Source organism: Brevundimonas sp. DC300-4, from assembly GCF_049897365.1.
In the GTDB taxonomy this organism is placed as follows: Bacteria; Pseudomonadota; Alphaproteobacteria; order Caulobacterales; family Caulobacteraceae; genus Brevundimonas.
The window spans coordinates 388,978-411,570 of record NZ_JAFCWC010000001.1; the positions used below are offsets into that span (position 1 = coordinate 388,978).

Sequence of the window (22,593 nt, forward strand, 5' to 3'; positions counted from 1 at the left end):
CAAGCTTCGCCGCAAGGCGTCTACCGACGTTCGTCTGAACCCGTCAGGTCGAGGCGGCGCGCATCCGGTCGATTCCGAGGTTGGCCAACTGGTCCGCGCGCTCGTTGAGTTCGTGGCCGGCGTGACCCTTGACCCAGTGCCACTTCACCTCGTGGCGGGTGCGGGCGATGTCCAGCCGCTTCCACAGGTCATCGTTCTTGACCGGCTTCTTGTCCGCCGTCTTCCAGCCGCGCGCCTTCCAGCCGTGAATCCAGCTCGTGATTCCATCCATCACGTATTTGCTGTCGGTATGGAGATCGATCTTGCAGGGCCGCGTCAGCGCCTCCAGCGCCATGATGGCCGCAGTCAGCTCCATGCGGTTGTTGGTGGTCAGTGTTTCGCCGCCGCACAGCTCCTTGGTCTTCCCGCCAGCCTGCAGGATTGCGCCCCAGCCGCCTGGGCCCGGATTGCCCTTGCAGGCACCGTCGGTGTGGATTGTGACGTGACTCATTTGCGCGGACTTACAGCTTCCCTTGGCGCGTCGCCATCCGCTGGACTATAGGAACCGTATGTTTGACACGGGCCGCATTCGGCCTGTTCGAGGAGAGCGTTCCGTGGGCAGCTTCAGCATCTGGCATTGGGCCATCGTCATCGTCGTCGTCGCCCTGCTGTTCGGCGGCAAGGGCAAGATCTCGGGCCTGATGGGCGACGCCGCCAAGGGCATCAAGGCCTTCAAGGAGGGTCTGAAGGACGACGACAAGAAGGACGGCCCGTCCGACGGCGTCAGCAGCCTGCCGCGAACCGACGCGGAAAAGGAAGAGCTGAAGCGCTAGGTCCGGTTCGGGAAAGAGCCTGACGCATGGGCGGCCTCGGCCCCGGGATCGGGGGCCTCGAATATCTCGTAATCGGCATCGTCGCCCTGGTGGTGGTCGGACCCGAGCGGCTGCCTGGAATGCTGCGCCAGCTCGGCAAGATGGTCGCCAAGGCGCGCGGCATGGCCAATGAGTTTCGGTCCAGCTTCGAGGAGATGGCGCGCCAATCAGAGCTCGACGATCTGCGCAAGGAGGTCCAGGCGCTGCGCGACGGTCAGGGACCGGTGGGGCAGGGGATGGTCCGCCTCGGCGACGAGGCCAACGCCGCCTTCAAGGACATCAAGGCCGAGCTGGAGGCGCCCGCCTATGTCGAGCCGCCGCCACGCGCGGTGATGGTGGACCAGCCGGAATTCCCCGAGCCGGCGACACCGCCCGTCGTCGCGCCGGTGAAGACCCGCAAGCCCCGCGCGACGCCGCCCAAGGCCGCCGCTACCCCGGCCGCCAAGGCCGCAGCCGCCAAGCCTCGCGCCAAACCCGCATCCAAGGTCGCCGCCAAGCCGCGCGCGCCGCGTAAGCCCAAGACTGTCCCATGACCGACCGCGACGAAGCCGAGATCGAGGCGTCGCGCGCCCCGTTGATGGAGCATCTGATCGAGCTGCGCGGTCGGATGATCTGGTCCGTCGTCGCCTTCTGCCTGGCCTTCCTCCTGTGCTTCTTCTTCGCCGCCCAATTGCAGGTCGAGTTGATCAAGCCGTTCCAGGCCGCCGCAGCGGTTCACGCCGCCGCCGTGGCGAAGGGCGAGCACGGCAATCCTCTGGACCTGCTGGCCATCACGGCCGGTTTGAAGCCTTTCCCACCCGGCGGGCTGGCGGCGGTCGAACTGATCGCCACGGCGCCGCTGGAACAGCTGTTCACCAAGATGAAGATCGCGGGGTTCGGCGCCATCGTCCTGGCCTTCCCGATCCTGGCCTATCAGCTTTACGCCTTCGTCGCGCCGGGCCTGTACCGCAACGAGAAGGGCGCCTTCCTGCCGTTCCTGATCGCGACGCCGGTGATGTTCTTCCTGGGAGGGGCGCTGGTCTATTTCGTCATGCTGCCGTTCGTGATGCTGTTCTCCCTGAGCCAGCAGATCTCCAGCGAGGGCATCACCGTCCTGCTGACGACCAAGATCTCGGACTATCTGAACCTGGTGACCTCGCTGATCCTGGCCTTCGGCCTGTGCTTCCAGTTGCCGGTCGTGACGACGCTGCTGGGCATGGCCGGGCTGATCTCGTCCAAGCTGATGAGCGAGGGGCGTCGCTATGCGATCGTCGCCGTCGTGGTCCTGGCAGCCGTGGTCACGCCGCCGGACCCGATCAGCCAGCTGATGCTCGCCGTGCCGCTGGTGCTGCTCTACGAGGTCTCGATCTGGTGCGTGCGCCTGATCGAATGGCGTCGGAAGAAGGACGATAACGCCGAAGGACTGGCGGCGGCCTAGCTTGGTGTCTCCTCCCCGGCGCGAAGCGGTTGGGAGGTGGCGCGGTGCACTTGCGCCGTGACGGAGGGGCTCTTCGCCCCAGACACCTTGCCTTGATCAAGAACCCCTCCACCGCTTCGCGGTCCCCATCCCCATTGCCAAGCGGCGACGGGGAGTGGACGGCGCCAGGCTACCAACGCCTTCCAGCCACAACAAAAAGCCCCGGATGGCGGACCATCCGGGGCTTTGTCTATCCGCCGATCGAACCGATCAGCAGCTGTAGTACATGTCGAATTCGACCGGGTGCGGGTGCAGGGCCAGGCGCATGACCTCTTCCATCTTCAGCTCGATGTAGCTGTCGATGAAGTCGTCATCCATAACGCCGCCCTTCTTGAGGAAGGCCCGGTCCTTGTCGAGGTTCTCCAGGGCTTCCTTGAGCGAACCGCAGACTTCCGGGATCGAGTGACGCTCTTCCGGCGGCAGGTCGTAGAGGTTCTTGTCGGCGGGGCCGCCCGGATCGATCTGGTTCTCGATCCCGTCGAGGCCGGCCATCAGCAGGGCCACGAAGGTCAGATAGGGGTTGCCCATGGGATCGGGGAAGCGGGCCTCCAGGCGCTTGGCCTTGGGGTTCGAGGTGTGCGGAATGCGGATCGAGGCCGAACGGTTGCGGGCCGAGTAAGCCAGCTTCACCGGGGCTTCGTAGCCGGGCACCAGACGCTTGTAGGAGTTGGTGGTCGAGTTGGCGAAGGCGTTGATGGCCTTGGCGTGTTTGATGATGCCGCCGATGTACCAGAGACACTGCTGGGACAGGCCGGCGTATTTGTCGCCGGCGAACTGGGGCTTGCCGTCCTTCCAGATCGACATGTGGACATGCATGCCCGAGCCGTTGTCGCCGAACATGGGCTTGGCCATGAAGGTCGCCGACTTGCCGTAGGCTGCGGCCACATTGTGGATCACGTACTTATAGAGCTGCAGCCGGTCGGCCATGGTCAACAGGTCCGAGAACTTCAGGCCGAGCTCGTGCTGGGCCGGGGCGACCTCGTGGTGGTGCTTCTCGGGGTTGAGGCCAAGGTCTCGCATGACGCCCAGCATCTCGCCGCGCAGGTCCTGGCCGCTGTCGACCGGGTTGACGGGGAAGTAGCCGCCCTTGGGTCCCGGGCGGTGGCCCATATTGCCCTCGGTGTATTCCGCGCCCGTATTGGCCGGCAGCTCGATCGAGTCGTAGCTGTAGCCGGTGTTGTGCGGGGCGGTGTTCCAGCGGACGTCGTCGAAGATGAAGAACTCGGCTTCCGGGCCGAAATAGACCACGTCGCCCACGCCCGAGGACTGGACATAGGCCAGGGCCTTCTTGGCCATGGAGCGGCTGTCGCGGTTGTAGGGCTCCATCGTGTCCGGGTTCATGACGTCGCAGAACAGGAACATCGTGGTCTGCTGGTAGAAGGGGTCGATATAGGCCGTCGTCAGGTCCGGCAGCAGCAGCATGTCGCTCTCGTTGATCGCCTTCCAGCCGGCGATCGAGGAGCCGTCGAACATCGTGCCTTCTTCGAGGAATTCCTCGTCGACCAGGTCGATGTCGAAGGTGACGTGCTGCAGGCGACCCTTGGTGTCGGTGAAGCGGACGTCGACGTACTTGACGTCCTTGTCCTTGATCTCCTGCAGGATTTTCTTGGCGGCGCTCATGGTCGATGATCCTTATGCGTTTCTTCTGGGGAGGAAGTCTTTTGCGGGGTTCGGCCTAGACGGCCATTCTTCTAGACGGCTTGCGCCCCGGTTTCGCCGGTGCGGATGCGGATGACGTCGATCACGTCCGAGACGAAGATCTTGCCGTCGCCGATCTTTCCGGTGCGGGCAGCGGTCTGGATGGCCTCGACCACGGCCGGGTAGAGGTCGTCGGCGACCACCACCTCGATCTTGATCTTGGGCAGGAAGTCGATGACGTATTCGGCGCCGCGATAGAGTTCGGAGTGACCCTTCTGGCGGCCGTATCCCTTGGCCTCCAGCACAGTCATGCCTTGCACCCCGATGTCCTGGAGCGCTTCCTTCACGTCGTCGAGCTTGAACGGCTTGATGACGGCTTCGATCTTCTTCATGGGCGACCCCGAGGCGGCATCAGGTGGGCCAGACGCTCGGGAACCAAAGGGACATCGCATCGCAGCATAAGGCAAGGGGCGATTTGCATTTTCGTCACGGAAGGGCGTTGAGAGAAGCATGAGCGAAACCAACGATCCCGCCCTGTGGCGCAGCCTGCTGCGGTGGCCCGGCCCCGATGCGCACAAGCATCAGCGTGGCCGGCTGGGCGTCGTGTCGGGCGGTATGCTGCACACCGGGGCGGCGCGACTGGCGGCGCGGGCGGGTCTGAGGATCGGCGCGGGGCTGGTGCGGATCCTGTGTCCGCCGGACGCCGGACCGCTGATCGCGGGGGCGATGGAGGCGGTGATGGTCTCCGACTTCGACACGGCGGAGGCGCTGGCGATTCTGGCCGAGCCGCTGGATTGCATCGTGATCGGACCGGCGGCGGGACTGACCGAGGCGACGGCATCGAACCTCAAGGCGCTGGCCGGGACGAAAGCCGCGCTGGTCGTCGATGCGGACGCGTTGACGCTGTTCAAGGGGCGGCCGGACGATCTGTTCGCCTGTCTCGAGGCGAAGGATGTGATCACGCCGCATGAGGGCGAGTTCGAGCGGGTGTTTCCGGGCCTTCTGGGGCAGGGGCGCGAGACGGCCGCCGTCGAGGCGGCGCGGATCAGCGGGGCGCATGTGGTCCTCAAAGGTCGGGAGACGGTCATCGCCGCGCCTGATGGTCGGGTCAGGGTCAATCGGAACGGCTCGCCGTGGCTGGCGACGGCGGGCAGCGGCGACGTCCTGGCCGGATTGATCGGAGGACTGATGGCCCAGGGGATGGATCCCTTCGAGGCGGCGTCGGCTGCCGTGTGGATCCATGCTGACGCGGCCGGGCGGTTCGGGGCGGGGCTGACGGCGGACGATCTGCCGGGATTGATCCCCGCCGTGCTGGGCAATCTCGCATGACGCCGGTTGCCTCAATGGGCGGTGTCGCCTAGGTCCGGTCCGTGAGCCTTGAATCCCTTCCCCAAGAGGTCGCCGGGGGCGACGTGACCGCCTATCGGCGCGCGCTGGGCGCCTTTGCGACCGGGGTCTGCGTGGTGACGGCCGACAGCAGCCTCGGGCCGCTGGGGATCACGATCAACTCCTTCACCTCCGTGTCGCTGACGCCGCGTCTGGTGCTGTGGTGCCTGGATGAGCGGTCGGAGCGGTGGCAGGCCTTCTGTGAGGCGGAGCGGTTCTCGATCCACGTGCTCGACGCCCAGTCGGAGGCCCTGGCGCGCCGGTTCGCCAAGGGCATCGGCCTGATGGAGGCGCACGAGTTCCAGCGGGTCGGCGATGCGCCGCCGCGGCTGGGCGCCGCCGCCGCCCGGTTCGACTGCAAGACCCACGACCGGGTGCAGATGGGCGACCACATGATGATCATCGGCGAGGTCGCGGGCTTCGAGTCCTCGGATGCCGCGGCCCTGACCTATTTCCGGGGGCGCTACGGCGTGGCCGGAGGCGCCCAGGCATGAGGATCGGTTTCGCCGGCCTGGGCGTCATGGGCGGGCCGATGGCGCGTCATCTGGTCGCGGCCGGGCATGAGGTCGCCGGCTACAACCGCTCGCCCGACAAGGCGCGGGCCTGGGCCGAGGCGAACGGCGGACGGTTCGCCGCGACCGTGGCCGAGGCGGCCGAGGGCGCGGACCTGTTCGTGCTGTGCGTCGGCAATGACGACGATGTGCGTCAGGTGGTGGGCGAGGCCCTGCCCATGCTGAAAGCGGGGGCCGTGATCGTGGATCACACCACCACCTCGGCGAAGGTGGCGCGGGCGATGGCGGATCTGTGCGCCGCCGCCAGTGTCGCCTTTATCGACGCGCCGGTCTCGGGCGGTCAGGCGGGGGCGGAGAACGGCCAGCTCAGCGTCATGGCGGGCGGCGACGCGAACGCCCTGGAGACGGTGCGGACGGCGGTCATGGCCTATTCGAAGGCGATCCAGCACATGGGGGCCTCGGGCTCGGGCCAGCTGACCAAGATGGTCAACCAGATCGCCATCGCCGGCGTGGTCCAGGGTCTGGCCGAGGCGGTGCATTTCGCCCGGGCCGCGGGGCTCGATACGGACGCCGCCTATGACGCGGTGTCCAAGGGGGCGGCCCAGTCGTGGCAGATGGACAACCGCTGGAAGACGGCGGCCAGGGGTGAGTTCGAGTTCGGCTTCGCCGTCGACTGGATGCGCAAGGACCTGGGACTGGTGCTGGACGAGGCGCGGGCCAATGGCGCGGTCCTGTCGCTGACGGCGCTGGTCGATCAGTTCTATTCCGAGGTTCAGGGGATGGGCGGCAATCGCTGGGACACCTCGAGCCTGAAGGCGCGTCTCAAGCCCTGAGCCAGCGCGGCCTGGACTCCGAAAAAACCGGGTGCAGAGTCCAATTTGCTGAGGAATGACGCGTAATCTCTTGATCTTGAGAGATTAACGCGCCGGGACGGAATTGCACTCCGAGTGCAACCCGTCCAATCGGCGCCCCGGCGCGGGTCTGCGGGATGTCAAAGACCGAAGACCATCATACCATGGCTGCGAGGGGTGCCTGTTCGAGTGCCCCAAAAATTCATAAATGTCCGGGGATTTCAGCGGCCTGACGGGCCGTGGAATGCTAACTCGGGGCGTTGAGGAGCCAAGACGGCCATGCGTATCGCGACGATCCTTCTGTTTCTGCTGGTCTGGTGTGGTCAGGCCGACGCCCGGACCCCGCAGATGTGGAGCCCGATCGAGGGCGATGCAGCGATCGGCGACCTGCCCATGGCGCGGGGATCGACGCTGGCGAACGCGCGGATGCACTATCGGACGCTGGGAGAACCCCGGCGTAACTCCGAGGGGCATGTGACCAATGCGGTCCTGTTGCTGCACGGCACGGGCGGGACGGGCGCGACCTTCCTGTCCGCACAGTTCGCCGGGGAGCTGTTCGGGCCGGGCCAGCCGCTGGATGTGACCCGCTACTACGTCATCATGCCCGACGGTCTGGGGCACGGCGGGTCGAGCAAGCCGAGCGACGGTCTCAGAGCGGACTTCCCTGAATACGGCTACAACGAGATGGTCGAGGCCCAGCGGCGGATGCTGGTCGACGGGTTGAAGGTCGATCACCTGCGGCTGATCCTGGGCACTTCGATGGGCTGTATGCATGCCTTCGTCTGGGGCGAGGCGCATCCCGACTTCGCCGACGCCCTGATGCCCATGGCCTGCATTCCGACCGAGATCGTCGGACGCAACCGGCTGTGGCGCTCGATGGTCAAGGACGCCATCCGGGCGGATCCGGCCTGGAGCGGCGGCGACTATGTCGAACAGCCCGTGCAGGGGTTGAGGACGGCTGTGGACCTGCTGCTGCTGGCGGGCGGGGCGGTGATGCCGATGCACCAGGACCTGGCCACGCCCGAGGCCGTCGACGCCTGGCTGGCGACCCAGCTCGAGCGTCGGCTGCCGACGCTGGACGCGAACGACTTCTGGTATCAGGTCAATGCGTCCTGGGACTACGACCCCTCGGCCAACCTGGAGCGGATCACGGTTCCGGTGACCTGGATCAATTCGGCTGACGACTTCATCAATCCGCCGGAGCTCGGTCTGGCCGAACGGTTCGCGCCGCGCCTCGCCAACGGGACCTATCGGCTGATCCCCAACAGTCTCGACGGCAAGGGCCACGGCACCCACACCTGGGCGCGGTTCTGGAAGGACGATCTGGTCGCCCTGCTGGCCCGCAGCGAGCCCTGAGGAGCGACGAGTTCGGCGCGGACGACGTCCTGATCGCGGTCAGGCTTCGCCGACTGGCCAGCCGGCGGCTCTGAGTTCGGCGACCTTGGAGCGGGCGACGGGGGCCTCCAGTCCGGAAACCAGCTTCAGGCGCAGGTTTCGCCCGTCCTGAACGACACCCTGCACCGCCTGACGGGCGACCCACCATGAGCGATGCACCTGCATGCCCTCTATGGCGCCGACCTGGGTGATGGCGGTGCGCAGGGGCGTCAGGACGAGGACCGAGCCTTCCGGCGTGTGGAGGCGGACATAGTGGTCTTCCATCTGCAGGCAGAGGAGGTCTCGACCCAGACGATGGGGCAGGCGGTCGAGGATGCGGGCTGCGCCCGTGGGCATGGGCGAGGTCTCGCCGGACGGAGCCTGGGCCGCCCGGGCATGGGCCGCGACATAGGCCGCGAGGAAGACCAGCTCGATCAACAGGGTCTGTCCGAACCACTCGATCAGGCTGACCCGATCCCGGATGCCCGGCCAGAAGCCCATAGCGAAGACGCGGGCGAACAGGCCGAGCGGACCCGTGATCGCCACCCCAAGGAGCGCAACCCACGCCCAGGCCGGCACGCGCCGCCGCCGGGCGACAGGCCAGACCCAGCGCACGCTCGCGCCGATGACCGCACCGCTAATCAGGGCCAGCGTCATCCAGTAGGCGAGGCGCACCGGCAGCGTATCGTTGAAAAAACTTCCGAAGGGCCCGACCGCGCCGAGGATCGCCCCGACAACAGCCCAGGCCGCGAGGTCGATCATCCAGGCGCGCGGCGTGTTCATCGACCGGGTCGGTGTCTCGTTCATCGCCCGACTATAGCGGTGACCGGCTGAAGCGGAACCGTTCGCCGTGTCGCGAACCCGTTCGCCCGTTCGCGAAACCGGGCTGGCGGCGGCGACCGGGCGGCGGGCAGGAGAGGTCATCCAACCCGGAGATCCTCATGCAGATCCCTGCGTCCTTCCCACGCTTCCTTTGCGCCCTGTTCGCCTGCGTCCTGATCGGAGGGCTGCCCGTCACGGCTCGCGCCCAGTCTGACGCCCCTGACCAGATCATTCATTTCACGGGCCCCGGCGGTGAGACGATCGAAGGCGGCGTCTGGTTGCCCGACGGCGCCAGCGATGGCTCGCCTCGACCACTGGTGGTCATCTCGCACGGCAACAGCGGCTGGTATCGCGGCCATTCCGATACGGCCGGGGCCCTGACGGAGGCCGGCTTCGTCGTCGCGGCCCTGACCCATCCCGGCGACAACTTCCAGGACCAGAGCCGGGGGCTTCGGCTGACCGGACGGGCGCCGCAACTGAGCGCCCTGATCGACTATATGACCGAAACCTGGATCGGCCCGGTGGAGATCGACGACGCGCGGATTGGCGCGTTCGGCTTCTCGGCGGGCGGCTTCACGGTGACGTCGATCATCGGCGGGGTGTCGGACGCCGGAGCGATCCGGGCGCATTGCGTGGCCCAGCCCGAGGTCTTCGCCTGTCGGCTGGTCGCGATGTTCGGCGGACTGGATCTGGCGACCTGGCGGCCGGAGACCCGCGATGCGCACGTCAAGGCGGCCGTCATCGCCGCGCCGGCGTTCGGCCTGTCGTTCACCGACGAGAGTCTGGCCGCGATCACCGTTCCGGTGCAGCTGTGGCAGGCCGCCGACGACCAGATCCTGCCGTCGCCATGGAATGCCGAACCCGTGCGCGACCGGCTGGGCGGGACGGTCGACTATCACCATGTCGAGAACGCCGGCCACTATGACTTCCTGACCCCCTGCGCGCCTGAGATGAGGGCGGCGATGCCCGAGCTGTGCACGTCGGCGCCCGGCTTCGACCGGGCCGCGTTCAAGGCCGCGTTCAATGCTGAGGTCGTACGCTTCTTCCGCGAGGCGCTGGGCGAACCCTAGGGCGTCGTTTCACGCCAGGCCCGGAGGATGGTGATCTTCGGCTCCAGCATCTGGCCTCGCATGAAACCTTCGCCCTCGGTCGGGGAGGTCGGGCTGGCCAGGATGGCGCGGACGACCTCCATGCCCCCGACCACGCGGCCGAAGACGGCGAAGCCGTCGGGATCGACCGAGAACGAGCGTCCTGCGTCGTAGGACAGGGTCGGGCCCACAGAGACGAAGAAGTCGCCTGTGGCCGTGCCGGGGGCGTAGCGGGCCATCGAGACGGCGCCGTCGATATGGCTGAGGCCCGTCTGCGTCGTCGGCTCGTGGGCGATGGGCGGCAGGACCCGCTCGGGATCGTTGTTCACCCCGCCCTGGACCAGACCCATGCCAGGGCCGGACTGCATGGCGCGATAGAAGGTTGCGCCATCGAGGCGGCGCTCGTCTACGTATTTCAGGAAGTTGGCGACCGTGATCGGCGCCTTGACCGCCTCGACCTCGATAGTGATGCGACCGGCCGAGGTCTCCAGCGCCACACGGGGCAGGGCGGGCCCGGCCGGGTCCTGGGCCACGGCGAGCGCGGGCCATAACAGCAGGCCGGCGAGGGCGAGGAGTGTGCGTCTGATCATCGATGTTGTCTCACGTCGTTCCCGAGAGCGACGCTAGCGGGATCAGCCGGTCGCGGCCAGCGAGCGATCGATTGTCAGGACCGGCAGGGCCCCGGCCTCCCACGCACGACCGCCGATCGGCTCGCTCTGAAGCCGGCAGATTCCTGGCCCGGTCAGGAACGGGAAGCCGAGGCTGATCGCCAGGTCGCGCTCGGCCCGGTAGCGGATGTTGGACAGCCCAGGCCAGATGCGGCGGCGCCGGTATTCCGGAGCGTGAGAGGCGAACCGCCTCAAGGCGGCCGTCCGAACCTCCTGGCTCGCGTTGGGGAGCACAAGGGTGACGCTCGTCACCGTCTTCTGCGCCAGCTGCGTGACCTCGAAATCCGGGTCCTGGGTGCGTAGGTCAAGGCTGGAGAAATGGTCACGCAAGGCCTCATGGATGACCTTGAGCGACTGGAAAGACGGCGCCCTGGGCACGTCATAGACGGTCGCGGCCAGCTGGGAACGGGTCTCCACAGGCAGGATGCCGAGAAGCTCGACATAGTCCGCCCTCTGGGTGGGGCGGACCAGGGTCGAGAACGACACCGGCACGAACAATGGGGTCACGACCGGGAAATCGACCAGGAAACGCAGCGCCGTCATCACGCAACTGCCGTCGAACGACCCGGATTCGTCGGGCAGGTGCTCCTCGCCGTCGACGGCGCTGTAGTAGGTGGGCGCGCGTGACGGAGTGCAGCTGATGACGTCGCCGACGAAGGCCCGGGCCTTGGGGAAATAGATGCCCTGCGCGCCATCGATCGAGGGACCGAAGTTGGTGTCGTCGACGGGCCCCTTCGGCGCCCTGACTTCCTCCGGCACGTCGATCAGCGATCCGTCCGCCGCGATGCGACGCAGGCGACCGCCTTTCGGCAGGCGGCCAGGATCCTCCATGGCCAGCACCACCTCTTCGGCGGATGCGGCGGTGAAGGCGCGCATCGCCTCCGGCTCGCCCTCGAACAGCACCAGCTTCACCGCGTCCTCGACCCCGGTGCCGAACAGCCGCTCCTGGAGCTCGGTGGCCAGGTGAGCGAGTTCGAAGGTGTCCAGCTGGTCGGTCTGCGGGTCGCTCAGCAGATAGCAGTAGTGGGTGAGCGGATCGGCGGTGCGGGGCCGGACCCAGCGCACCTCCAGAAAGATGATGGTGTATTTCGCCACGAGGGGGCCGAGCGTCTCCGCTGGCAAATCCGTGCGATTTGCGTCCACCATGACCCGCAGGCACGAAACAGCCGTCATCGCCTTCCCTTTTCCCGAATCGTGGCGGGGTCGGGTGAAGATTTGACGAAGGAGCTTGGCCGCAAGGGCCTGATCGGTTCTGGTGGACCCGCTTCGCGGGTCCGACATGAAGCGTGAATCAGGCTCTCGCTGATCCTGCTCTAGCGGCCCAGCAGCCTCGCGGCCTGGGGCGCGAAATAGGAGAGCACGCCGGCGCAGCCCGCGCGCTTGAACCCATGCAGGGTCTCCAGGATGGCGCGGTCCTGGTCGAGCCAGCCGTTGGCGATGGCGGCCTGCATCATCGAATACTCGCCGCTCACCTGATAGGCGAACGTCGGCAGTTTGAACGTCTCGGAAACCCGCTGGACGATGTCGAGATAGGGCATGCCGGGCTTGACCATGACCATGTCGGCGCCCTCGGCGATGTCCATGGCGACCTCTTTGAGGGCCTCGTCGGAGTTGGCGTAATCCATCTGATAGGTCTTCTTGTCGCCGGTCAGCATCTTCGCCGAGCCGACCGCGTCGCGGTACGGGCCGTAGAAGGCCGAGGCGAACTTGGCCGCGTAGGACAGGATCAGGGTGTCGTGGAAGCCGTTGGCCTCGAGCGCCTCGCGAATGGCCTGGACCCGGCCGTCCATCATGTCCGAGGGGGCGACGACGTCGGCGCCGGCGTGGGCCTGGATAAAGGCCTGTTCGGCGAGGCGCTCCAGCGAGGCGTCGTTGACGATCCGGCCGTCCTCGACGACGCCGTCGTGGCCGTGGTCGGTGTAGCAGTCGAGCGCCACGTCGCACATGACGCCGATCTCGGGCGCCGCGTCCTTGATGGCCTTGATGCAGTCGGGGATCAGGCCGTCGGGATCGGTGGCGCCGGTCCCGATAGCGTCCTTGGTCGCAGCGTCGACGTTGGGGAAGAGGGCGACCATGGGGATGCCGAGGTCGCGGGCCTCGACAGCCGCCTTGGCGGCCGCCTTCGGTGACAGGCGGAAGACGCCGGGCATGGATGGGACGGGCACGCGGTCCTCGGCGCCGTCGTGGACGATCAGGGGCCAGATCAGGTCGGACGGCGTCAGGGTGGTCTCGGCCACCAGTCGGCGCACCCACGGCTGGCTCCGCAGGCGGCGGGGACGGGCCATGGGGAAGGCGGCGGGTGCGAAGGGGAGGGTCATGGGTGTGCTGTAACGCCCTTCTCCCGTTGGGAGAAGGTGGCCCGCAGGGCCGGATGAGGGTCGGGTCAGACCGATGAGGCACGCCCCTCACCCTTTCGCGCAAGGACGACGGCTGCGCCACCGTGCGCTCAAGCCCTCTCCCAACGGGAGAGGGATGCGGATAGAAGCCGAAGAAAAGCCGCACCGGAGACCCTATGGATTTCGCCCTCACCGACGACCAGCGCGCCATTCAGGACGCGGCGCGCGCCTTTGCCGATGCGGAGCTGGCGCCCCATTCGGCCGCGTGGGACGAGACCAAGCATTTCCCGGTCGATGTGATGCGCCGCGCGGCCGAGACCGGGTTCGCCGCCATCTACGCCTCCGAGGAGCACGGGGGCATGGCCCTGGGCCGGGTCGAGGCGGCGCTGATCTTTGAAGAGCTGGCGCGCGGGGACGTGTCGACGGCGGCCTTCATCTCGATCCACAATATGGCGACCTGGATGATCGACCGGTTCGGCTCGGACGACCTGCGCGCCCGCTATGTGCCGCGTCTGGCGACGATGGAGCTGATCGCCTCCTACTGTCTGACCGAGCCGGGCTCGGGGTCGGACGCGGCGGCCATGCGGACGAGCGCGACGCGGGACGGCGACGACTGGGTGCTGAACGGGTCGAAGGCCTTCATCTCCGGCGCGGGCACGTCGGACGTCTATGTCGTCATGGCGCGGACCGGCGAGGCGGGGCCGAAAGGCATCAGCGCTTTCGTGGTGGAAATGGGCACGCCGGGCCTCAGCTTCGGAGCGCAGGAGAAGAAGATGGGCTGGAATTCCCAGCCCACGGCCATCGTCCAGTTCGACGACTGCCGCGTGTCGGCGGCCAACCTGTTGGGCCAGGAAGGCGACGGTTTTCGCTATGCGATGATGGGTCTGGACGGCGGGCGGCTGAACATCGCGGCCTGTTCCCTGGGCGGGGCGCGGCTCGCGCTCGAGACGGCCCAGGCCTATGTCGCGACGCGCAAACAGTTCGGCAAGGCCCTCGCCGAGTTCCAGAACACCCAGTTCAAGCTGGCCGACATGGCGACCGAACTGGAGGCGGCGCGGCTGATGGTCCTGCGCGGCGCCTGGGCGCTGGACACGCGTCACCCCGAGGCGACCAAATGGTGCGCCATGGCCAAGCGGATGGCGACCGACGCCTGTTTCCAGATCGCCGATGAGGCCCTGCAACTGCACGGCGGCTACGGCTATCTGAAGGACTATCCGCTGGAGCGGATCGTGCGCGACCTCAGGGTTCACCGTATCCTGGAAGGCACCAACGAGATCATGCGGGTGATCACCGCGCGAGAGATGATGCGGCAGTAGCGGAAGGGAAAGCACGGGAATGTGGAAGATCACTCTAGCGGGCGTCGCGGCCCTGATTTGCCTCGCCGGTCCCGCCTGGGCGCAGGTCGACGAGATCATCGTGACAGGCAGCCGTTCCATCGAATGGGATCGGGACGACATTCCGGTCGTGCAACTGCCCCGGCGGGCGGACAATCTGATCGTCGCGGTCACGGTCGTGAATGATACGCGCGAGGCCGCCGGCCGGCGCAATGAGCTGATCGCGACCCTCAGGGCCATGGTTCAGGCCGCCGGCCGCGATGCCCGGATCGATCTGTCCATCGAGGATGACGGCGCTCTCGTCCCCCTGACCGAAGACATGGTCTCGACCCTGACGCTGGGCGCTGATCCGGGTCGGGCGGACACCAGCGTCGCGCATCTGATCGTCAAGACGCCGATCGCGGCGGCGGATACGCTCGACGACGCCTCGGGGCGAATCGAGACCTTCGTCGAGGCGACGCCGAAGACGGGTCGCTCGCTGGTCGACATCACGGGCGAGTGGGAGCTGTCGATCATCGATCCCGGCCAGTACCGACGTGCGATTCTGGCGGCGATCTCATCCGACGCGACGACGACGGCAGAGGCCTTCGGAGCCGGCTACGCCGTCGAGGTTTCGGGCCTGTCCAATCGGGTGACCTGGACGCAGTCCGGGCCGCTCGACCTGAGCCTGTTCATTCCCTACGAAATGACCGTCAAGCCGCGCTGAGACGGCGGGAAGAAACACCATGGCCGAACCCATCAAGTCCGTCCTGATCGTGGGCGGCGGCACGGCGGGCTGGATGGCGGCCGCCGCGATCAAGCGGTCGGTGGGACCGCATGCCGAGGTGCGACTGGTAGAGAGCGCCGACATCGGCATCGTCGGGGTGGGAGAGGCGACGGTGCCGCCGATCCGTGACTTCAACGCCCTGATCGGCCTCGATGAGGCGGAGTTCATGCGCGAGACCCGCGCGACCCTGAAACTGGGCATCGAGTTCAAAGGATGGGGCGCGAAGGAGAGCGCCTATTTCCATCCGTTCGGGACCTTCGGCGCCGGGCCGACGCTGGGCGACTTTCCCGGGTCCTTTTTCGCCCTGAAGGACCGCGGCCAGACGGGCTCGCTTGAGTCCTATTCGATCACCTCGCACGCGGCCAAGCGCGGCAAGGTCGGGGCGCGGTCGAACGATCCGAGATCGGCGTTGTCGGGCTTTCACACTGCCTATCATTTCGATGCGACCCTCTATGGCCAGTACCTGAGGAAGGTCTGTACGACGCGCGGCATCGAGCGGATCGAGGGCGAGATCGTCGGCGTCGTGCAGAAGCCGGAAGACGGCTTCGTCGACCATGTGGTGCTGAAGGACGGACGGACGCTGACGGCGGACCTGTTCATCGACTGCACCGGCTTCCGGGGCCTGCTGATCGAGGGGGCGCTAAAGGCGGGCTACGAGGATTGGTCGCACTGGCTGCCGATGAACCGGGCCCTGGCCGTGCCCTGCGCCAAGGTGCGGGCGGTCGATCCTTTCACGTCTTCGGCGGCGCGCGAGGCGGGGTGGCAGTGGCGGATCTCGCTGCAGCATCGGACCGGCAACGGCTATGTCTATTGCTCGGACTTTATCGAGGACGAGGCTGCAAAGCAGACGCTGATGGCCAACCTCGATGGCGAGGCCCTGGCCGATCCGCGGCCGCTGCGGTTCGTTACCGGGCGGCGCAAGACACTATGGGACAAGAACGTCGTGTCGCTGGGCCTATCGTCGGGCTTCATCGAGCCACTGGAATCGACCAGCATTCATCTGGTCCAGGTCGGGATCATCCGGCTGTTGCAGCACTGGCCAGACACGGCATTCAGCCAAACAAATACAGACGGTTACAATCGACGGCTGACACGCGAGATCGAGCTGATCCGCGACTTCGTGATCCTGCATTATCACGCGACCCGGAGGGACGACACGCCGTTCTGGCGGCACGTCCGCGACATGGCGATCCCAGACAGCCTGGCCGAACGGGTCGAGATGTTCCGCGACCGGGGTCTGCTGTTCCAGGTCGGCGCCGACGAATATTTCAGCCAAGGGTCGTGGATGGCGGTGATGATGGGTCAGGGTATCGTGCCCAGGGCGCACAACCCGCTTTATAACTACCAGGACCTCGATCGGGTCGCGGCGGGTTTCGAACAGATCAAACAGGCCTGGGCGACGACGGCGGAGAACCTGCCGGCGCACGAGGATTATCTCAAGGCGAACAGGATGTGGGCGGACGCATGAGCGAAGCTGAAGTGATCACACGGATCGAGGGATCGGTCGGGCGCATCATCCTGAACCGGCCCAAGGCGCTGCATGCGCTGAACCTGGCCATGTGCGAGGCGATGACGACGGCATTGCTGGCTTGGGGGGACGATCCCGCGGTGACCTCGGTGCTGGTCGACCATGCGGGCGAACGCGGGTTCTGCGCCGGCGGCGATATCCGGATGATAGCCGAGAGCGGGGCCACGGATGCGTCGGAGGCCAGGGCCTTCTTCCTCGCGGAGTACCGGCTGAACCACCTGATGTTCGAATACTCCAAGCCGATTACGGCCCTCGTGGACGGGATCGTGATGGGCGGCGGCGTCGGCATCTCCGAGCCCGCCCAGATCCGCATTGCGACCGAGCGGACGACCTACGCGATGCCGGAGACGGGCATCGGCCTGTTCCCAGATGTCGGCGGCGGCTGGTTCCTGCCGCGGCTGCCGGGCGAGACCGGGACCTGGCTGGCCCTGACCGGGGCGCGGCTGAAGGCGGCGGACACGGTAGCATTGGGGATCCATACCCATTTCGTGGCGTCGGGCAGCCTCGAGGCGCTGAAGGCCGATCTGCTTTCCCATGGGCCGGATGCCGTCGCGGAGCATGCGGCTGATGCCGGCGCCGCGCCGCTTTCGTCTCACCGCGAAGCCATCGACCGGCTGTTCGCCTTCGACACGGTCGAGGCGATCCTAACGGCGCTCGAGGCCGATGGGTCGGACTGGGCGCTGTCGCAACTGGCGACGCTGAGGACCAAGTCGCCGCAGTCGCTGAAGGTCACCTTGCGTCAACTGCGGGCGGGGCGTGCGATGCAGACCTTCGCCGAGGTCATGGCGATGGAGTACCGGCTGGGCGGCCGTGTGGTGCAGACCCGCGACTTCCAGGAGGGGGTGCGGGCCGTCATCGTCGACAAGGACAATAAGCCGAAATGGTCGCCGGCGACGCTGGAAGGCGTGACCGAGGCCGAACTCGACGCCCTGTTCGCGCCGCTCCCCGTCGATGAGGAATGGACGGCGCTGTGCTGACCACTTGCATCCTGTGAAGCGCGCGCGCGTATGTGCTTCCAACCGCTGTTCGAGGATCGCGCCATGCTGAAACTGTCCCTGCTCGCCGCAACCGCCCTGGTCCTGACGGCCTGCGCGCCGATGATGTCGGCGGAGACGCCGGCTGATCCCGCCGAGCGAGCCTCGGCGATCGTCAACGACTACGCCCTGGCCATCGCCGATCCGTTGCGGCCCGCCGGGGAAGTGGCGCGGGATCCGCTGAGGAAGCCGGCCGAGATGCTGGCCTTCATCGGCATCGACGGCGGCGAGCGGATCGCCGACGTGCGGCCCGAGGAGGGCTATTTCTCCCGCCTGTTCGCCCGCGCCGTGGGGCCCGAGGGTCGGGTCTACGCCTATGTGCCAAACCAGACGGCGGCGCGCGAGAACGCGTTCGGCGACACCCTGGCGACCGACTATCCGAACGTGACCCGGCTGACCGGCGCGCTGGAGGCGTTCGCCATTCCCGAGCCGCTGGACGTCGTCTTCATGGGCCAGGAATACCATGACTTCGTCATCGACCGGTTCAACGTCGACGTGGCGGCGATGAACGCGGCGGTGTTCCGGGCGCTGAAGCCGGGCGGGCTTTATGTCATCCTGGATCACCAGGCGGCGGCGGGCGCGGGGACCAGCGTGGTCGGCACCCTGCACCGGATCGAGGGCTCGGCCCTGCGCGCCCAGGTCGAGGCCGCAGGCTTTGTCTTCGACGGCGAGACCAGCGTGGTCAGGAACCCCGAGGACGATCACAGCCTGTCGGTCTTCGACGAGGCCATCCGGGGCCGCTCCGACCAGTTCGTCTACCGGTTCAGGAAGCCGGGCTAAGCCTCTCGGGTCTCGAACATCAGCATCGAGGCGCCGCCCGTGGCGAAGTTGGCGACGTCGCCGGCGGCCGCCTGACCCTGAAGGCTGGCAAAGGCGGCAGCGATATCGCCCAGGCCGTCGAAATACAGGGTGGCGATCAGATGCACGTCGGAGGGGCCCTCCGGCGTCAGGACCGGCCCCTCGGTGACCTCGAAGCGGCGCAGGCCGGGAATCGCCTTCGCCAGGGGCGCGTGCACGTCGCGATAGTGGGCGTCGAAGGCGGCGATGTCGGTCGGCGTGCGGTAGGTCACGACAAGCTGGGCCAAGGGGGTCTCCTGCGATGGCGTTGAATGTGAATTCGAGGACAGGTTCGCGTGATGGACACTGACACAGGCCGGCGACAAAGATAAAACGCCGTTGCGCCGTCCGGGCGTCGTGGAGGTTTCGATGCGTCATTCGCTCGCCTTTATTCTGACCGGGACCGTTTCGGCCGCGATCCTTCTGTCCACCGGGGCAATAGCGCCCGCGCCCCAGCACGGCGGCGCCTATGCCGCCGTGCTGGCCGATGCTGATCGGCCCGAGGCCGACACTGCCCGCGACGCCGCGAGGAAGACGGCCGAGGTCCTGGCCTTCGCCGACGTGATGCCGGGCCAGACCATCGGCGACATGATCATCGGCGGCGGATATTTCACGCGCGTCTTCGCCAGCGCTGTCGGCGACGGAGGCAGCGTGGTCGCCTGGCAGCCGGCGGAGTTCATCGCCTTCCAGGCCAGCTATGGCGAATCAATCACAGCGGCGGACGCCATGGACAACGTCTCCGCCATCCGCTCGCCCATCGGCGCGCCCGAGTTTCCGGCCGGGATGGACCTGGTCTTCACGGCCCAGAACTATCACGACCTGCACCTGCGGCCCTTCCCGGCCGACACGGCGGCGAAGGTCAATGCGGCGGTGTTCGCGGCGCTAAAGCCCGGCGGCCTCTATGTCATCGTGGACCACGCCGCGACGGCGGGCGCGGGGCTGGACGTCGCCGACACCCTGCACCGGATCGACATCGCCAACGTGAAGCGCGAGGTCGAGGCGGCGGGCTTCGTGCTGGACGGCGAGAGCGACATCCTGCTGAACGCGGAGGACCCGCTGACGGCCAATGTGTTCGATCCTTCGATCCGGGGACACACCAGCCAGTTCATGCTGCGCTTCCGCAAACCCGCGTGAGGACTCTGGCGGCGGTCGGAATGAGAGGCTAACCGGAGGCCAACAAGAACGCTTCCAGGGAAACGCCGCAATGACCGCCACCAAGATCGCCTTCATCGGCCTGGGCAACATGGGCGGCGGCATGGCCGCGAACCAAGCCAAGGCGGGCCATGCGGTCGCGGCCTTCGACCTGTCGGCGGCGGCTCTGGATCGGGCGAAAGGCGCGGGCTGCGTGCCGGTCGAATCGGTCGCCGAGGCCGTGCGCGACGCGGAGGTGGTCATCACCATGCTGCCGGCCGGGCCGCATGTGCTGAAGGTCTATTCGGAACAGATCATCGGCGTGGCGCCGTCCTCGGCCCTGCTGCTCGATTGCTCGACCATCGACGTGGACACGGCGCGCAGGGTCGCGGGCCTGGCGAAGGAGGGCGGCTACGCCTTCGCCGACGCGCCGGTTTCGGGCGGTACGATGGCGGCGGACGCCGGGACGCTGGCCTTCATGGTCGGCTGCGACGAAGGCGACTTCGCGCGCATCGAGGCGGCGCTGGAGCCCATGAGCCGGGTGACCTTCCGGGCCGGTGACCACGGAGCGGGGCAGGCGGCCAAGATCTGCAACAACATGATCCTGGGCATCACCATGCTGGGAACCTGCGAGGCGATCGCCCTAGCCGAGAAGCTGGGTCTGGATCCGGTGAAGATGTTCGACATCGTCGCCAAGTCATCGGGCCAGAGCTGGTCGACGACGACCTACTATCCGTGGCCCGGGCCGGTGCCGACGGCGCCGTCGAATCGCAACTATGACGGCGGTTTCGCCACAGCGATGATGCTGAAGGATTTGAAGCTGGCGCAGGACGCAGCGGCCAAGGCCGGCGCGAGCACGCCGCTGGGGGCGCAGACCGAAGCCCTGTTCCAGATGTTCGACGGCCTCGGTTACGGCGGCCGCGACTTTTCGGGCATCCTGCAGATGCTGCGCGGGAAGCTGGACGAGTTGCCCCGGACTTGATCCATCTCAATGCGGCGCATGTCTCTTCCCGCGATTGTCGCACATGCGCACGAACGAAACTGAGAACCGTTATCAATTAGAAGGTTGCGACCATTTTGCAGCCTGTGGCGATAGACTTTCGCGGACCCGGAGCGCAAATACCGCGTCATCCCGAGAGACCACGCGAGTAACAGGGTTGTTCGACTACACCGCCGCATTCCAGTCCGCCGTCGACCAGGTGAAGGGCGAAGGGCGCTATCGCGTCTTCGCCGATATCAAGCGCGTGCGCGGCCAGTTTCCGAAGGCGGTTCGGCGCCTGGATGACGGGTCCGAGCAGGACGTCATCATCTGGTGCTCGAACGACTATCTCGGCATGGGCCAGCATCCGGTCGTCCTTGAGGCCATGCAGGCCGAGCTGGACGCCGTGGGCGCCGGCGCCGGGGGCACGCGCAACATCAGCGGCACGACTCGTTCGGCCGTGGACCTGGAGGCCGAACTGGCGTCCTGGCACCAGAAGGAAGCGGCCCTGCTGTTCACCTCGGGCTATGTGGCCAATGAGGCGACCCTGACGACCCTGCAGCGCATTCTGCCGGGACTGATCATCTTTTCCGACAGCCTGAACCACGCCTCGATGATCGCGGGGATCCGCAACGGCGGCTGCGAGCGTCACGTCTTCCTGCACAACGATGTGACGCACCTCGAGGAACTGCTGGCCGCGGCCCCTGCGGATGCGCCCAAGCTGATCGCCTTCGAGAGCGTCTATTCGATGGACGGCGACATCGCCGACATCGCCGGGACCATCGCCCTGGCCCGGAAATACGGCGCCATGACCTATCTCGACGAAGTCCATGCGGTCGGCCTCTACGGCGCGACCGGCGCGGGCGTGGCCGAGCGCGACGGCGTGCTGGACGGGATCGACATCGTCGAATGCACCCTGGGCAAGGCCATCGGCGTCATGGGCGGCTATATCGCCGCTGACGCGGTGATCATCGACGCCGTGCGCAGTTGGGCCTCGGGCTTCATCTTCACCACCTCGCTTCCGCCCGCATTGACCGCCGGGGCCCTGGCCTCGGTGCGGCACCTGAAGACGCATCCGGAACTGCGCGAGGCGCATCAGGAGCGGGCCCGGACCCTGAAGGACCGTTTCGCCGCCGCCGGCATCCCGGTGATGCCGAGCGAAAGCCACATCGTGCCGGTCTTCGTCGGCAATCCTGTGCATGCCAAGATGATCTCGGACATGCTGCTGGAAGACTTCGGCGTCTATGTTCAGCCGATCAACTATCCGACCGTGCCCAAGGGGACAGAGCGGCTGCGCTTCACGCCCTCGCCGAACCATGACGACGGCATGATGGACGCCCTGGTCAGCGCGATGGACAAGCTGTGGACCCACTGCCACATCGCCCGGATGCCCGTGGCGGCTTGACCGATTTCCGGCTGCCGCGGATTCGCGGTATCCTGACGCCATGAACGTCCATCAGCCGATCCCGGAGATACCGATCGAGGAGGAAGACTTCTTTCTCATGTCGAACCTGCGCCCGAAGCACACCGGTTTGCCGATGGTCGTCTGGGTCAGCAATCGCGGCAATGCACGACACGACGCCAGAGTGAAGGTGTGCCGCAAACCAGGCGACCTAATCGACGTCACTGACATGGCTGTCGTCGGCATCCGGCCCACGCCCACCTTGATCGAGGGTTCACTTGATAATGCCAGCTTGAAGCTGGTGCAGGACTGGATCAGGCTGAACGAGGCTACGTTGATCAGCTACTGGAATAGCGAACTCGACTCGATTGATCTTGGTCTGGCGCTGAAGAAAATCTGATGTCTGAGGACATCGGCGAGGTCATCGTCGAGGCGATACGCAACGGGACCTATCTGAAGGTCACGGCCGTCCATGTCGCCACCGGTCGTGAGGCGACGGCCGTCGGACCGGCGCACGAACCGAGGGCCGTCGAGCGGCTGGCCATAGCCAAGCTCAAGCGGCTGCTTGCGACGCAGTGACACAAGATGTTGTGGTGAACG

Annotated in this window: 26 protein-coding genes; 18 read left to right on the top strand and 8 right to left on the bottom strand. The window is 66.8% G+C overall.

Going from position 1 to position 22,593, the window contains the following annotated elements:
- Positions 1–43: 43 nt before the first annotated feature.
- Entirely contained in the window at positions 44–490 is a 447-nt protein-coding gene (rnhA, locus tag ACP7AZ_RS01975) for a ribonuclease HI (protein ID WP_426035561.1), read from the bottom strand.
- 103 nt (positions 491–593) lie between these two features.
- On the opposite strand from rnhA, the gene ACP7AZ_RS01980 reads away from it, so the two are divergent.
- The 3 genes from ACP7AZ_RS01980 to tatC are packed head-to-tail and all read left to right on the top strand — an operon-like array spanning position 594 to position 2,268.
- The gene (locus ACP7AZ_RS01980) at positions 594–812 is read left to right on the top strand and encodes a twin-arginine translocase TatA/TatE family subunit (RefSeq protein ID WP_303695654.1); all 219 of its coding nucleotides are present in this window, start codon (positions 594–596) and stop codon (positions 810–812) included.
- A gap of 26 nt (positions 813–838) precedes the next feature.
- Positions 839–1,384, top strand: a complete 546-nt coding sequence (gene tatB / locus ACP7AZ_RS01985; protein WP_426035563.1) for a Sec-independent protein translocase protein TatB — start codon at positions 839–841, stop codon at positions 1,382–1,384.
- The gene (gene tatC, locus ACP7AZ_RS01990; RefSeq protein WP_426035565.1) at positions 1,381–2,268 is read left to right on the top strand and encodes a twin-arginine translocase subunit TatC; all 888 of its coding nucleotides are present in this window, start codon (positions 1,381–1,383) and stop codon (positions 2,266–2,268) included. Before tatB ends, tatC begins: the two co-directional genes overlap by 4 nt.
- A gap of 249 nt (positions 2,269–2,517) precedes the next feature.
- Here the strand turns inward: tatC and glnA are convergent, their stop codons facing one another.
- The gene (glnA, locus tag ACP7AZ_RS01995) at positions 2,518–3,927 is read right to left on the bottom strand and encodes a type I glutamate--ammonia ligase (RefSeq protein ID WP_426035567.1); all 1,410 of its coding nucleotides are present in this window, start codon (positions 3,925–3,927) and stop codon (positions 2,518–2,520) included.
- 71 nt (positions 3,928–3,998) lie between these two features.
- Positions 3,999–4,337, bottom strand: coding sequence for a P-II family nitrogen regulator (locus tag ACP7AZ_RS02000; RefSeq protein ID WP_271086072.1), 339 nt, complete (start codon positions 4,335–4,337; stop codon positions 3,999–4,001).
- Between the two features lie 118 nt (positions 4,338–4,455).
- Here ACP7AZ_RS02000 and ACP7AZ_RS02005 point away from each other — a divergent pair, with 118 nt between their 5' ends.
- The 4 genes from ACP7AZ_RS02005 to ACP7AZ_RS02020 all read left to right on the top strand — a co-directional run bounded on the left by ACP7AZ_RS02005 (position 4,456) and on the right by ACP7AZ_RS02020 (position 8,050).
- The gene (locus ACP7AZ_RS02005) at positions 4,456–5,274 is read left to right on the top strand and encodes an NAD(P)H-hydrate dehydratase (protein ID WP_426035569.1); all 819 of its coding nucleotides are present in this window, start codon (positions 4,456–4,458) and stop codon (positions 5,272–5,274) included.
- A 41-nt stretch (positions 5,275–5,315) separates the two neighbouring features.
- The gene (locus ACP7AZ_RS02010; RefSeq protein ID WP_426035571.1) at positions 5,316–5,825 is read left to right on the top strand and encodes a flavin reductase family protein; all 510 of its coding nucleotides are present in this window, start codon (positions 5,316–5,318) and stop codon (positions 5,823–5,825) included.
- The gene (locus ACP7AZ_RS02015; RefSeq protein ID WP_426035573.1) at positions 5,822–6,676 is read left to right on the top strand and encodes an NAD(P)-dependent oxidoreductase; all 855 of its coding nucleotides are present in this window, start codon (positions 5,822–5,824) and stop codon (positions 6,674–6,676) included. The genes ACP7AZ_RS02010 and ACP7AZ_RS02015 overlap by 4 nt, the downstream gene beginning before the upstream one ends.
- Positions 6,677–6,973: 297 nt before the next feature.
- A complete protein-coding gene (locus ACP7AZ_RS02020) occupies positions 6,974–8,050 on the top strand; it encodes an alpha/beta fold hydrolase (protein ID WP_426035575.1) in 1,077 nt (358 codons plus the stop codon).
- A gap of 39 nt (positions 8,051–8,089) precedes the next feature.
- Here the strand turns inward: ACP7AZ_RS02020 and ACP7AZ_RS02025 are convergent, their stop codons facing one another.
- On the bottom strand, positions 8,090–8,992 hold the full coding sequence (locus ACP7AZ_RS02025) for a LytTR family transcriptional regulator DNA-binding domain-containing protein (protein ID WP_426035577.1): 903 nt from the start codon (positions 8,990–8,992) through the stop codon (positions 8,090–8,092).
- Positions 8,993–9,009: 17 nt separating this feature from the next.
- On the opposite strand from ACP7AZ_RS02025, the gene ACP7AZ_RS02030 reads away from it, so the two are divergent.
- A complete protein-coding gene (locus tag ACP7AZ_RS02030; protein ID WP_426035579.1) occupies positions 9,010–9,960 on the top strand; it encodes an alpha/beta hydrolase family protein in 951 nt (316 codons plus the stop codon).
- Here the strand turns inward: ACP7AZ_RS02030 and ACP7AZ_RS02035 are convergent.
- The 3 genes from ACP7AZ_RS02035 to hemB all read right to left on the bottom strand — a co-directional run bounded on the left by ACP7AZ_RS02035 (position 9,957) and on the right by hemB (position 12,964).
- Entirely contained in the window at positions 9,957–10,568 is a 612-nt protein-coding gene (locus tag ACP7AZ_RS02035) for a peptidylprolyl isomerase (RefSeq protein ID WP_426035581.1), read from the bottom strand. The two genes, ACP7AZ_RS02030 and ACP7AZ_RS02035, sit on opposite strands and share 4 nt — an antisense overlap.
- Positions 10,569–10,610: 42 nt before the next feature.
- Entirely contained in the window at positions 10,611–11,819 is a 1,209-nt protein-coding gene (locus tag ACP7AZ_RS02040; protein WP_426035583.1) for a hypothetical protein, read from the bottom strand.
- Positions 11,820–11,959: 140 nt separating this feature from the next.
- Entirely contained in the window at positions 11,960–12,964 is a 1,005-nt protein-coding gene (gene hemB, locus ACP7AZ_RS02045; protein WP_426035585.1) for a porphobilinogen synthase, read from the bottom strand.
- Between the two features lie 194 nt (positions 12,965–13,158).
- Between hemB and ACP7AZ_RS02050 the strand changes: the two genes are divergently transcribed.
- The 5 genes from ACP7AZ_RS02050 (at position 13,159) to ACP7AZ_RS02070 (ending at position 18,424) form a co-directional block, all read left to right on the top strand.
- Positions 13,159–14,298, top strand: coding sequence for an acyl-CoA dehydrogenase family protein (locus tag ACP7AZ_RS02050; RefSeq protein WP_426035587.1), 1,140 nt, complete (start codon positions 13,159–13,161; stop codon positions 14,296–14,298).
- Between the two features lie 19 nt (positions 14,299–14,317).
- Positions 14,318–15,022 (top strand): hypothetical protein, encoded by a 705-nt coding sequence (locus tag ACP7AZ_RS02055; RefSeq protein WP_426035589.1) that lies wholly within the window; start codon positions 14,318–14,320, stop codon positions 15,020–15,022.
- Between the two features lie 19 nt (positions 15,023–15,041).
- Positions 15,042–16,550, top strand: a complete 1,509-nt coding sequence (locus tag ACP7AZ_RS02060) for a tryptophan halogenase family protein (RefSeq protein WP_426035591.1) — start codon at positions 15,042–15,044, stop codon at positions 16,548–16,550.
- Positions 16,547–17,587, top strand: a complete 1,041-nt coding sequence (locus ACP7AZ_RS02065; protein ID WP_426035593.1) for an enoyl-CoA hydratase/isomerase family protein — start codon at positions 16,547–16,549, stop codon at positions 17,585–17,587. The genes ACP7AZ_RS02060 and ACP7AZ_RS02065 overlap by 4 nt, the downstream gene beginning before the upstream one ends.
- 63 nt (positions 17,588–17,650) lie before the next feature.
- Entirely contained in the window at positions 17,651–18,424 is a 774-nt protein-coding gene (locus ACP7AZ_RS02070; RefSeq protein WP_426035595.1) for a class I SAM-dependent methyltransferase, read from the top strand.
- On the opposite strand, the gene ACP7AZ_RS02075 is transcribed toward ACP7AZ_RS02070, so the two are convergent.
- Entirely contained in the window at positions 18,421–18,729 is a 309-nt protein-coding gene (locus tag ACP7AZ_RS02075; RefSeq protein WP_426035597.1) for an EthD family reductase, read from the bottom strand. The two genes, ACP7AZ_RS02070 and ACP7AZ_RS02075, sit on opposite strands and share 4 nt — an antisense overlap.
- Positions 18,730–18,850: 121 nt before the next feature.
- Here ACP7AZ_RS02075 and ACP7AZ_RS02080 point away from each other — a divergent pair, with 121 nt between their 5' ends.
- The 5 genes from ACP7AZ_RS02080 to ACP7AZ_RS02100 all read left to right on the top strand — a co-directional run bounded on the left by ACP7AZ_RS02080 (position 18,851) and on the right by ACP7AZ_RS02100 (position 22,572).
- Positions 18,851–19,615: a class I SAM-dependent methyltransferase gene (locus tag ACP7AZ_RS02080; protein ID WP_426035599.1), complete on the top strand. Its 765-nt coding sequence runs from the start codon at positions 18,851–18,853 to the stop codon at positions 19,613–19,615.
- A gap of 70 nt (positions 19,616–19,685) precedes the next feature.
- Complete coding sequence (gene mmsB, locus ACP7AZ_RS02085) at positions 19,686–20,594, top strand: 3-hydroxyisobutyrate dehydrogenase (RefSeq protein WP_426035601.1); 909 nt, start codon at positions 19,686–19,688, stop codon at positions 20,592–20,594.
- A 175-nt stretch (positions 20,595–20,769) separates the two neighbouring features.
- The gene (gene hemA, locus ACP7AZ_RS02090; protein ID WP_426035603.1) at positions 20,770–21,996 is read left to right on the top strand and encodes a 5-aminolevulinate synthase; all 1,227 of its coding nucleotides are present in this window, start codon (positions 20,770–20,772) and stop codon (positions 21,994–21,996) included.
- Positions 21,997–22,036: 40 nt separating this feature from the next.
- Positions 22,037–22,393, top strand: coding sequence for a hypothetical protein (locus tag ACP7AZ_RS02095; protein WP_426035605.1), 357 nt, complete (start codon positions 22,037–22,039; stop codon positions 22,391–22,393).
- Positions 22,393–22,572: a DUF6898 family protein gene (locus ACP7AZ_RS02100; protein ID WP_426035607.1), complete on the top strand. Its 180-nt coding sequence runs from the start codon at positions 22,393–22,395 to the stop codon at positions 22,570–22,572. The genes ACP7AZ_RS02095 and ACP7AZ_RS02100 overlap by 1 nt, the downstream gene beginning before the upstream one ends.
- The last annotated feature ends 21 nt before the right edge of the window (positions 22,573–22,593 follow it).